This window comes from uncultured Aquimarina sp., from assembly GCF_947500065.1.
In the GTDB taxonomy this organism is placed as follows: domain Bacteria; phylum Bacteroidota; class Bacteroidia; order Flavobacteriales; family Flavobacteriaceae; genus Aquimarina.
In genome coordinates this window covers 128,456-140,362 of record NZ_CANMQT010000014.1, presented here as the reverse complement: position 1 = coordinate 140,362, position 11,907 = coordinate 128,456, and the positions used below count along the sequence as shown (strand labels likewise).

Sequence of the window (11,907 nt, the reverse complement as noted above, 5' to 3'; positions counted from 1 at the left end):
AGGTCGCCGCCTTCCTTGAAAACCCTTCATTATTTAATGAAGGGTTTTTTTTATGCCTAAAATCTAAAAAAACTAAAAGAAAATTATACCTCTCCTGAGGATTATAATATAGGAGCTAAATTCGTTAGTTGATATCTACATAAATAACGAAAGAGGTTACAGGTTTTTTAGCCATACGTTTTTCCATTATATTTAAGGAAAATATGATACATAAAATCTTAACGTGATGGGTGCAAATAAATCTAGAAGAAATTTTATTAAAAAAACGACAATAGCAGGAGCAGGTATTTCGGTTTTACCAAATTTAACTCTTGCTAATGATGGTTATTACAAAAAGGAAAAACTGAAATTAGGATTAGTAGGTGTTGGTTTAAGAGGGACTAATCATTTAAGAAATGTATTGTTAAGAGATGATGTTATAATAACGGCAATTTGTGATATTGATCAAACTCGTATAGATCTTTCTTTAAAAACAATAGAAGAACAGAAACAACCTAAACCCAAAATATTTGGTAAAAATGAATACGATTATAAAAACTTATTAAACTTGGAAGATGTGGATGCTGTGATTATATCTACTCCTTGGTTATGGCATACTAGAATGGCAAAAGATGCTATGATTGCAGGTAAGTATACGGGATTAGAGGTGTCTGCAGCGAATACTTTAGAGGAATGTTGGGATCTTGTAAATACTCATGAAGCTACTGGAACTCATCTGATGATTTTGGAGAATGTTAACTATAGAAGGGATGTTTTAGCAGTTTTAAACATGGTAAGACAGAATGTTTTTGGAGAACTAGTGCACTTTAGATGCGGTTATCAACATGATTTGAGATTTGTGAAATTAAATGATGGAAAAACTGCATATGGAAAAGGAGTAGAGTTTGGAGAGAAGGGAATATCAGAGTCAAAATGGAGAACGCAACATTCAGTAGCAAGGAATGCAGATGTGTACCCAACCCACGGAGTGGGACCAGTTGCTACTATGTGTAATGTTAATAGAGGAAATCGTTTTTCTTCAATAACTTCTAATGCAACAAAGGGAATCGGTTTACATAATTATATAGTTAAGAATGGAGGAGAAAAACATCCTAATGCAAAAATTAAATTTAAACAAGGTGATGTAATTACTTCTACAATAGAAACAGCAATGGGAGAAACAATCATAGTTACTCATGATTGTAATTTACCACGACCTTATTCCTTAGGTTTTAGAGTTCAAGGAGCAAATGGTCTGTGGGAAGTTGATGGTAGTAGGATATATATAGAAGGAGAATCAGAACCACATAGATGGGATGAAGCAGATAGGTGGTTGACAAAATATGATCATCCGTTATGGAAAAAATATGGTGAGCATGCTACCGGAGCAGGGCATGGAGGAATGGACTTTTTTGTTATTAATGCTTTTGTAGAATCTGCGAAAACGAATGTCTCTCCACCATTAGATGTGTATGATGCAGCAGCATGGAGTTCAATTACGCCGTTGTCAGAAGTTTCAATAGAAAATAATGGTGAACCACAGGATTTTCCGGATTTTACAAGGGGGTTGTGGTTAAAACGAAAACCGTATGACTGGATTAAAGACACGTATTAGTTAAATATAAGATAATAGTAATTGAAAAAAAAAATAAATATACTTGCTCCAGGAAGGACTTGTTTGTTTGGGGATCATCAGGATTATCTAGGTTTGCCGGTTATAGCCTGCGCAATAAATAAATATATTAGTTTAGAAGCTATAGAAAACGAAGAATTTTCTTTCAGGATTCAGATGCCAGATATTGAGGAAGAAAGACATATTCAGATAGATCAAATATTTGATGCTATTAATCAACGAGATTATTTTGCTTCATCTCTTAGAGTGTTAAGAAGGTATGGATGTATTCCGAGTATAGGGTATAATGTTAAGATAACGGGAGATTTACCAGTGAATGCAGGGGTTTCCAGTTCTTCGGCATTAATAATTGCTTGGATACGATTTTTGTTAGAAGCGTTTGGTGCTGATCAGAAGATTACGCGTATGCTAATATCAAAAATTGGGTATGAAGCAGAAGTGTTAGAACATAAGGAACCAGGAGGATTGATGGATCAATACAGTATTGGTATAGGAAATGTTTTATTTATTGATACTCGTGAAAAACCATCGTATGAAGTTCTTCAAGATAATATACAGGGATTAATTGTTGGAGAATCTGGAGTAAAGAAAGAAACAATTAATACTTTAGGAAACCTAAAAGAAAAAGCACTAAAAGCAATAGAATATATAACCCTTAAAAAACCTAATTTCGATATAAAATTAACTGATTTAGAAGAATATAATGACTATGAAAGATATGTTCCTAAAGAATTAAAACAATTTTTTTTTGCAGCACTTAAGAACCATTCAATTACAATAAAAGCTCTCGAAGAATTTAAAAAAAATGTTCCTGATATGAAATATATAGGTCATTTAATGAATGAACATCATAACATTTTAAAAGATATTTTAAAAGTGACGGTTCCTAGGATAGATAAGATGGTAAAGAGTGCGTTGGATGCTGGAGCGTATGGAGTTAAAATTGTAGGATCTGGTGGAGGAGGTAGCATTATAGCGATAGCTCCTAAAGATAAAGAACAAGAAGTAGTAGAAGCGATTATCAAAGCAGAAGGTAAAGCTGCCTATGTTGTAAATGTAGATCCTGGAGTAAGAGTGATATAAAAAAGGTTGGTATGCATGAGAATTTAATTATTTTGGCTGGAGGAGCTTCGTCTCGAATGAAAAAGGAAGCAAAAGCAGTGTTAAATAATGATTTGACAACACAAGCAAATACAAGAACAAAATCTCTTATTAGTATTGATGATACAGGAAGGCCTTTGCTAGATTACCTTTTATTCAATGCCAAACAAGCTGGGTATACTAAAATATATATAGTTATAAGTGAAAAAGAAAAATTGATAAAGGAGTTTTATGGAGATGAAAACAATGAGAATGACTTTTATGGATTGACTATTAATTATGCAGTGCAGTATATACCAACAGATAGAGTAAAACCCTTGGGTACAGCGGATGCCTTACATCAGGCACTTATCCAATATCCAGAACTGAATAGTGAAATATATACTGTTTGTAACAGCGATAACCTATATTCTAAAAATGCTTTACAAGCATTGCGAAGTACTAACTCTATGAATGCCTTCATGAGTTATGATCGAGATGCATTACAATTTAGTATGCAACGTATAGCTCAGTTTGCGTTAGTGTCTTTAGATGAAGAAGGATTTTTAAAAGAAATTATAGAGAAACCATCAATTCAAGATAGTTCGCTATATAAGGATGATATGGGTAAGCTTAGAGTTAGCATGAATATTTTTAAATTCGACGGAACCATGTTTCAGAATTATGTAGCTAATTGCCCTATTGATGAAAAGAGGAAAGAAAAAGAACTTCCTACCGCTTTAATGAATATGGTTAAAGAGCATCCTAAATCAATTAAAGGTATTCCGATATCAGAGCATGTTCCAGATTTAACTTCAAAAGAAGATATTGCAATTTTAAGAGAATATATTAAAATATATTATACAGGGATGGATTGGGATATAAGCTAAAGATGAGAGGATAATTTTTTATAGTAAATTTACATTCTTAAAAATATAAAAGCCCAAATTACTAGTGCGATCTGGGCTTTTAAAATAGAGAATTTTAACTAATTAATCTCTAAGAATACTTCTGGAAATCACAATTTTTTGTATCTCGCTAGTACCTTCATATATCTGAGTAATTTTTGCATCTCTCATTAATCGTTCTACGTGGTATTCTTTTACAAAACCATTACCACCGTGTACTTGAACCGCTTCAATAGAAACATCCATTGCAGCTTGAGAAGCCGCTAGCTTAGCCATAGCTCCTGATAAATCATAATCTTCATGATTGTCTTTGTCCATTGCAGCTTTATATACTAACATTCTTGCAGCTTCAATTTGTACGTGCATATCAGCAAGCTTAAATGCAATCGCTTGATGATTCATGATTTCAGTGCCAAATGCTTTACGTACTTTAGAATATTCTTTTGCTAATTCGTAGGCTCCTTGTGCAATACCTAATGCTTGTGCGGCAATACCAATACGACCACCAGCTAATGTTTTCATAGCAAATTTAAACCCGAATCCATCTTCTCCAATTCGGTTTTCTTTAGGAACTTTTACGTCATTAAAAATAAGAGAGTGGGTGTCACTACCTCTAATCCCTAATTTATCTTCTTTAGGGCCAATTTCAAAACCTTCCCATCCTTTTTCTACAATAAAAGCATTGATTCCACGATGCTTCTTTTCTCTGTCTGTTTGTGCAATAACTAAATGATAATCAGCAGTTCCTCCGTTAGTGATCCAGTTCTTTGTTCCGTTAAGGATATAGTGATCACCTTTGTCTATTGCAGTAGTTCTTTGTGAAGTAGCATCACTACCAGCTTCAGGTTCTGATAAACAAAACGCTCCAATAGATTCTCCTGTTGTTAGTTTATTTAGATATTTTTCTTTTTGTTCTGGAGTTCCATAGGTATCAAGTCCCCAGCATACCAAAGAATTATTCACAGATACAATTACCGAACAAGAAGCATCTATTTTAGATAATTCTTCCATAACCAATACATATGAAAGAGTATCCATACCACCACCACCATATTCTGGAGATGCCATCATTCCTAAAAATCCAAGCTCTCCCATTTTTTTGACTTGTTCAGTAGGAAATTCTTGCTTGTTATCTCTTTCTATCACTCCTGGTAATAACTCCGCTTTTGCAAAATCACGAGCAGCATCGCGTATCATTAATTGTTCTTCGGATAATTTAAAGTCCATATTTGATCCTAATTTACTGTGCGCGCATAACACGCAAATTCAACTTTTTGATGAAAATAAATCGAGATAACCTCGATATTTTTATTAATTCTACAAATATAAGTTATAATACAATAGTTTTGGTGTTTTTTTCGTTTTTTGATATTTTCTTTTATTGATCTAAAAAGCGATATATTCCATGTTTGATTTAATCTAGGTTAGGGAAAACATTAGCGTGTTAAGAAAGAATTATTTTTTGAATTATATTTTTTCAATTTAAGTGTTCACCCTATTTAGTTTTTTATATTTGTGAAGTCACTTATTTGAGTGCCATTTTCAATTTATTAATAATCATTTTTATGAGACAGCACTAACTCCGTAAAGGAGGGATATTTAATTAGAAATTAGGATAAGACTGCGTCTTTTGAAAAAAAATGTTTTTACATAGATTGAAATTTAAAAAATGAAAGAATTACTAAAAAAATACGAAAATAAAGCTCCGGAAATAGTTTTTAATTGGAAAGACTCTGAAACAGAAGCGGAAGGTTGGACAGTTATCAATTCGTTAAGAGGTGGAGCAGCTGGTGGCGGAACAAGAATGCGACTAGGATTGGACATGAATGAAGTTCTTTCCCTTGCAAAAACCATGGAGGTGAAATTTACGGTTTCTGGACCTGAAATTGGCGGAGCTAAGTCGGGAATCAATTTTGATCCTAATGACCCTAGGAAGAAAGGGGTTTTGGAGAGATGGTATAAAGCAGTTTCACCGTTGCTTAAAAGTTATTATGGAACAGGAGGAGATTTGAATGTTGATGAAATTCATGAGGTGATTCCAATAACAGAAAATTGTGGAGTTTGGCATCCTCAGGAAGGTGTTTTTAATGGACATTTTCAACCTACAGAGGCAGATAAGATAAATAGAATTGGACAATTGCGTCAAGGAGTTATAAAAGTGTTAGAAAACACTACGTTTTCGCCAGATGTAGCAAGAAAATATACGGTAGCGGATATGATTACTGGATATGGAGTTGCAGAAGCGGTAAGACATTATTATGATGTTTATGGTGGAACTGTAAAAGGAAAAAGAGCCATAGTACAAGGGTTTGGAAATGTTGGATCTGCAGCCGCCTATTATCTTTCCGAAATGGGAGCGAAAGTGGTAGGTATCATTGACCACGCTGGAGGACTTATAAATGAAGAAGGTTTTTCTTTTGAAGAGATTAAAGAACTTTACCTTAATAAGAAAGGAAATAAGTTATATAGCGAAACTTTGATTCCGTTTGAAGAGTTGAATGATAAAATTTGGTCACTTCAGACAGAAGTATTTACGCCTTGTGCTGCATCTAGATTAATTACTAAAAACCAGATTACTCGGATGATAGATTCAGGACTAGAAGTAATCTCCTGCGGAGCGAATGTTCCTTTTGCGGATAAAGAAATATTTTTTGGTTCTATAATGGAATACGCAGATGAACAAGTGAGTTTAATACCAGATTTTATTTCTAATTGCGGAATGGCAAGAGTATTTGCATATTTTATGGAGAGAAGAGTTTTGATGACAGATGAAGCGATTTTTAATGATACTTCTCAAACCATTAATGATGCAATACAAAGAATTTTTGATAAGAATAATTCCAAAACTAATATAAGTAGAACCGCGTTTGAGATTGCATTCAAACAGTTGGTATAATTGTAACACAAATAATAGCGTATACTATGTTAAAATATTTTTTAGGCAATAGCCCAAAATGGTTTAAGACAATAATGATAGGATTTCTCATTTTTAATGTGTTTTCTTATTTTGTGTTAGGCCCTACAGTTACTGCATGGTTGTTTATAGGAGAATTTATTTTCACACTAGCCATGGCATTAAAATGTTATCCTTTACAATCAGGGGGTCTATTAGCTATAGAAATTTTAGCGTTAAACCTTACTTCACCTAAGAATGCATATCATGAAGTAGATCAAAACCTAGAAGTGGTTCTTTTATTGGTGTTCATGGTTGCGGGTATCTATTTTATGAAACCTTTACTAATGTATATTTTTAGTAAGGTTTTTACCAAGATAAAATCAAAGGTAGTCCTCTCTATGTTGTTTGTATTTCTTTCAGCAATACTTTCGGCTTTTCTGGATGCGCTAACCGTAACAGCGGTTTTAATTAGTGTAGCTGTTGGTTTTTATGGAGTTTATCATAAAATTCATTCTATGCCTGCTTCGGATTTTGATAAAGATGGCACGCTCGATAGAAAAGAATTGAGTGGAGAGACTCTAGAACAGTTTAGAAGTTTTTTAAGAAGTTTAGTGATGCACGGTGTTGTGGGTACAGCTCTTGGAGGAGTATGTACTTTAGTTGGAGAGCCTCAAAACCTATTGATTGGAGAACGAATGGGATGGGATTTTATTGAATTCTTTGTTAAAATGGCTCCCATTACATTGCCTGTTTTAGCGGCTGGGATATTGACAACTGTGATTTTAGAGCTAACAGGTTCATTTGGTTTTGGAGCTAAATTGCCAGAAGTAGCTAGAAGAATTATCGAGAACTATACAGACCAAGAAGATGCCAATAGATCGGATAAATCAAAATATGGTTTAATTATACAGGCTATATCTGCAATATTGTTAATAGTAGGTTTGGCGTTACATATAGCTCCTGTAGGATTTATAGGTTTAGCACTTATTATAGTGCAAACCGCTTTTATGGGGATTACAGAAGAACATCAATTGGGTAAAGCATTTGAAGAGGCACTACCATTTACTGCCTTACTAGTAGTTTTCTTTGTGATCGTAGCGATGATTCATGATCAGCATCTTTTTACGCCAATTATTGATTGGGCTTTGTCGTTGGATCCTAGTAAGCAGCCTTCTATGTTTTACGTAGCTAATGGAGTGTTATCTATGATTAGTGATAATGTATTTGTTGCTACCGTATATATAGGAGAGGTGAAGCAAGCTTTTGATAACGGAGTAATTAGTAGAGAGCAGTTCGAGAAACTAGCGATAGCAATAAATACTGGAACAAATTTGCCAAGCGTTGCAACACCTAATGGTCAGGCAGCGTTCTTATTTTTACTAACTTCTTCTTTGGCACCATTAATCGGATTGTCGTATGGAAGAATGGTGAAAATGGCATTGCCTTATACCATTGTACTTGGTGGAGTAGGTCTTTTAGGAATAATTTATGTATTATAAGCACAATAAAGAATATACTTAACCTATAGAAATAACGTTAGTATACTAACACTAAATTAACAAGAACGCATATGACCCATTTATTAATGCTTGGTATGTTAGCCCAAAATACCCAAGAAATTGACCTTGCAGCAGAAGAAAAAACATTATCAATTATTGATTTATTGCTTAGTGGAGGAGCTGCTGGTGTAACTATTATTGCCATCCTTTTTGTATTGTTGTTTGTAGCAGTTTATATTTATTTCGAAAGAATTTTTGCAATAAAAGCTGCATCCAAAATTGATACAAGCTTTATGGATCAGATAAGAGATAACGTAGCAAGTGGTAAGATTGAAGCAGCTAAGATTTTGTGTGCGCAAACTAATAATCCAGTATCTAGATTAACAGAAAAAGGAATTTCTAGAATAGGTAATCAGCTGGATGATATTAATACAGCAATTGAGAACGCAGGTCGATTAGAAGTATATAAGTTAGAAAAGAATGTGAGTATTCTTGCTACTGTGGCTGGCGCAGCTCCAATGATAGGCTTTCTAGGTACTGTAATTGGTATGATCTTAGCATTTCATAACTTGGCTTCAAGTTCGGGGAGTGCCGATATGGGGTCATTGGCAGAAGGTATTTATACAGCAATGACAACCACTGTTGCGGGATTAGTGGTAGGTATTATAGCGTATATAGGATATAATCATTTGGTGGTTAGAACGGATAAGGTGATACATCAGATGGAAGCAACAGCTGTAGATTTTCTTGATTTGTTAAACGAACCTGCTTAATATGAATTTAAGAGGAAGAAATAAAGTAAGTCCGGAATTTAGTATGTCCTCTATGACGGATATTGTTTTTTTGTTGCTGGTGTTCTTTTTATTGACATCGCCAACGATCACACCCGAAGCACTAGATTTAATATTGCCAAAAGCCAAAGGAAAAAGCTCCAATGTGCAAAATATCTCAGTAAGTATTACCAATAAGTTACAATATTATGTGGATAATGAGAGGATAAGTCAAAGTAGATTAGAGTCTACCTTAAAATCAAAATTACAAGGTAAAAATGAACCTACGATAATACTTAGAGCAGAAGAAGGAGTTCCAATAGAGAAGGCTGTGGGTGTTATGGATATAGCTAATAGAAATAGATTTAAAGTAATCCTTGCAGTAAAACCAGAATAATTAATGCTAAAATTAGATACAAAACATAAAAAGAAATCTTTTATAATCACGACAATATTGCACGTGGCTATTATTTTTCTATTGTTTTATCTAGGGTTAAGTCATCTAGATCCTACTCCAGAAGGAGGTATTGCAGTTAATTTTGGAACTACACTTACAGGTTCAGGTGATGTACAACCAAAGGAAGCTATTCAATCATCACCAAAACAAACTACTCCCGAGACAACTCCTGTTACTCCGGAACCAGAGCCAGAAACTCCAGAGATTACTGAAGAAGTAGTTACTCAAGATGTAGAGGATGCTCCAGTTGTGGAGGAGAAACCCAAAAAAGAACCTAAGAAAAAGGTTGAGAAGCCAAAAGAAAAACCAAAAGATAAGCCAGTAGATCAAAAACCACTGGAAAAGCCTAAAGAAAAACCTGTAGAAAAAGTTGAAGAAAAAAAACCGGATCCTAAACCGGATAAATCAACTTTAGATATATTAGATAGTTTCTCTAATGGACCTAAAAGCGATGGAAAAGCTAAAGGTGGAGAAGGCGACGATAATAAACCTGGTGATAAAGGTAACCCAAACGGAAATCCATATGCAACGAGTTATTATGGACAACCTGGTCCTGGTGGTACTGGAGGAGTAGGGTATGGACTTAATGGTAGAGGCCGTCCTACTAATTCCAAAGTAGTACAAGAATGCAATGAAGCTGGACGCGTAGTTGTTAAAATTGTCGTTAATAGAGAAGGTAGAGTTATTCAGGCAACACCTGGAGTTAAAGGGACGACAAATAGCTCAAAATGTCTTTTGGATCCGGCTAAGAAAACTGCACTAACCTTTAGATGGAAATCTGACCCAAAAGCTCCTGCAAAGCAAATAGGATTTGTGGAAGTTACTTTTGGTTTAGGGGAATAATCACAAACAATCAAAACTGCAATTTCGATATTTTCTGTTGAAATTCTTATGCCTTTTTAGTAATCAATTACCTTATGATTGATAAGATTATAATATATTTCTAGAGTAAAGAAAAATCCAATATTTCTTTAGAAAAAGAAGCAAATTCTCGTAAGTTTATCAAACAATAACATAAATATAAAATTATCGACTATCAAGCGACTTTAGATTGGATGTTTGCGCAGTTGCCTATGTATCAACGCCAAGGTGCAAGTGCTTATAAAATAGATTTAACGAATACTATTAAGTTAGCTTCGTATCTTGGTGACCCCGAAAATAAGTTTAAAAGTATCCATGTTGCTGGAACCAATGGCAAGGGATCTACCAGTCATATGCTCGCTTCTATTCTACAGGAATCTGGGTATAAAGTAGGTTTGTATACTTCACCCCATCTTAAGGATTTTAGAGAGAGAATTCGTGTTAACGGTAAAGTAATTAGTAAAGATTATGTTGTAAATTTCATTGCGGAGCATAGATCTTATTTTGAAGCTAATCAGCTTTCTTTTTTTGAAATGACCGTAGGATTGGCATTTCAATACTTTGCAGAATCAGAAGTGGATATAGCAATAGTTGAAGTAGGTTTGGGAGGAAGATTGGATTCTACTAATATTATAACACCAGAAGTGTCTGTTATCACTAATATTGGATTGGATCATACGCAGTTTTTAGGAAACACATTATCAGAAATAGCCTCGGAAAAGGCAGGGATTATCAAAAATAATATCCCAGTAGTCATTGGAAGAACAATTGCCGAAACGGAAAATGTTTTTAGAGAAAAGGCTTTGTCATTTCATAGTGATATCTTTTTCGCAATAAATTATCAAGATGTTATTTTTGATACAGATTTAAAAGGTGATTATCAGAAAGAAAATGTAAAAACAGTTTTACAGACAATTTCTGTTCTTAAACAAAAGGGATGGAATGTTAATAATAGGGATATTCAAAAAGGTCTAAGTGAAGTTGTGAGTAATACGGGTTTACTGGGAAGATGGCAGATATTGCAAGAAAGCCCAAAGGTAATATGTGACACAGCACATAATGAAGATGGTTTGCAATTTGTTATGAAACAATTATTAGGTGAAAAGTTTGATAAACTTCATATCATCTTAGGCGTTGTCAATGATAAAGAGTTGAAGAATATTTTGCCCTTATTTCCATCCTATGCAATCTACTATTTCGCAAAACCTGATATTGCAAGAGGGCTGGATGAAGAAATATTAAAAAAAGAAGCATTGATTTTTAATTTAAAAGGGGAGTGCTATAGTTCTGTAGAATTAGCATACAAGGCTGCTTTACAAGAGGCTAGCGGTAACGATTTAGTGTTTGTTGGTGGCAGTACGTTTGTGGTTGCAGAAATAATTTGATTTTTTTTTAAAATTCTTTTGGTAGACTATAAAACTGTCTTATATTTGCATCCGCAATCAGGAACAAGGATTGTGAAACATAGAGGGCAATTAGCTCAGTTGGTTCAGAGCACCTCGTTTACACCGAGGGGGTCGGGGGTTCGAATCCCTCATTGCCCACTTAATTTTTCAAAAAAACCATTCAGTTAATGAATGGTTTTTTTTATTTCTTCTAATTTTTTTTATCACAGAACAGAGCTTCTCTAATTTTACAGTGGAAGAAAACTTAGGTAAATTGTTATTTCTTAATCCATTTAACCAAAATGGAATAGGTTGTGTGGCTTGTCATTCTGCTCCAGAATTTGATATTGACTCTCAGAGTCTTGATAATGGGGTGTGAACCTAGATGGAGTGGTTCATTTTTGAGTTAATTGTGATTTATATAGTTCGTAAGTGATGA

The 11,907-nt window shown here is 34.2% G+C and carries 11 protein-coding genes and 1 tRNA gene; 11 read left to right on the top strand and 1 reads right to left on the bottom strand.

Annotated elements, in window-relative coordinates; genetic code table 11:
* Positions 1-226: 226 nt before the first annotated feature.
* Genes Q0975_RS25550 through Q0975_RS25540 form a run of 3 tightly spaced genes read left to right on the top strand, consistent with a single transcriptional unit; the run spans position 227 to position 3,582 of the window.
* Positions 227-1,594: a Gfo/Idh/MocA family oxidoreductase gene (locus tag Q0975_RS25550; RefSeq protein WP_299442810.1), complete on the top strand. Its 1,368-nt coding sequence runs from the start codon at positions 227-229 to the stop codon at positions 1,592-1,594.
* Between the two features lie 21 nt (positions 1,595-1,615).
* Positions 1,616-2,695 (top strand): galactokinase family protein, encoded by a 1,080-nt coding sequence (locus Q0975_RS25545; protein ID WP_299442808.1) that lies wholly within the window; start codon positions 1,616-1,618, stop codon positions 2,693-2,695.
* Positions 2,696-2,706: 11 nt separating this feature from the next.
* On the top strand, positions 2,707-3,582 hold the full coding sequence (locus Q0975_RS25540; protein ID WP_299442805.1) for a sugar phosphate nucleotidyltransferase: 876 nt from the start codon (positions 2,707-2,709) through the stop codon (positions 3,580-3,582).
* A gap of 102 nt (positions 3,583-3,684) precedes the next feature.
* On the opposite strand, the gene Q0975_RS25535 is transcribed toward Q0975_RS25540, so the two are convergent.
* Positions 3,685-4,827 (bottom strand): acyl-CoA dehydrogenase, encoded by a 1,143-nt coding sequence (locus Q0975_RS25535; protein WP_299442802.1) that lies wholly within the window; start codon positions 4,825-4,827, stop codon positions 3,685-3,687.
* Positions 4,828-5,269: 442 nt separating this feature from the next.
* Here Q0975_RS25535 and Q0975_RS25530 point away from each other — a divergent pair, with 442 nt between their 5' ends.
* From Q0975_RS25530 to Q0975_RS25495, 8 genes are all read left to right on the top strand, one after another.
* Complete coding sequence (locus tag Q0975_RS25530) at positions 5,270-6,496, top strand: Glu/Leu/Phe/Val dehydrogenase dimerization domain-containing protein (protein WP_299442799.1); 1,227 nt, start codon at positions 5,270-5,272, stop codon at positions 6,494-6,496.
* A 26-nt stretch (positions 6,497-6,522) separates the two neighbouring features.
* A complete protein-coding gene (gene nhaB, locus Q0975_RS25525) occupies positions 6,523-7,995 on the top strand; it encodes a sodium/proton antiporter NhaB (RefSeq protein WP_299442796.1) in 1,473 nt (490 codons plus the stop codon).
* Between the two features lie 86 nt (positions 7,996-8,081).
* Entirely contained in the window at positions 8,082-8,768 is a 687-nt protein-coding gene (locus Q0975_RS25520) for a MotA/TolQ/ExbB proton channel family protein (RefSeq protein WP_299442817.1), read from the top strand.
* 1 nt (position 8,769) lies between these two features.
* Positions 8,770-9,162, top strand: coding sequence for a biopolymer transporter ExbD (locus Q0975_RS25515; RefSeq protein ID WP_299442793.1), 393 nt, complete (start codon positions 8,770-8,772; stop codon positions 9,160-9,162).
* 3 nt (positions 9,163-9,165) lie between these two features.
* Positions 9,166-10,065 (top strand): energy transducer TonB, encoded by a 900-nt coding sequence (locus Q0975_RS25510; RefSeq protein ID WP_299442790.1) that lies wholly within the window; start codon positions 9,166-9,168, stop codon positions 10,063-10,065.
* A gap of 185 nt (positions 10,066-10,250) precedes the next feature.
* Positions 10,251-11,468: a folylpolyglutamate synthase/dihydrofolate synthase family protein gene (locus tag Q0975_RS25505; protein WP_299442814.1), complete on the top strand. Its 1,218-nt coding sequence runs from the start codon at positions 10,251-10,253 to the stop codon at positions 11,466-11,468.
* Between the two features lie 84 nt (positions 11,469-11,552).
* Positions 11,553-11,627 (top strand) — tRNA-Val (locus tag Q0975_RS25500).
* 94 nt (positions 11,628-11,721) lie between these two features.
* Positions 11,722-11,847 carry a hypothetical protein gene (locus Q0975_RS25495; RefSeq protein WP_299442787.1) on the top strand — a complete coding sequence of 42 codons (126 nt, stop codon included), beginning with the start codon at positions 11,722-11,724 and terminating at the stop codon, positions 11,845-11,847.
* Positions 11,848-11,907: the final 60 nt, after the last annotated feature.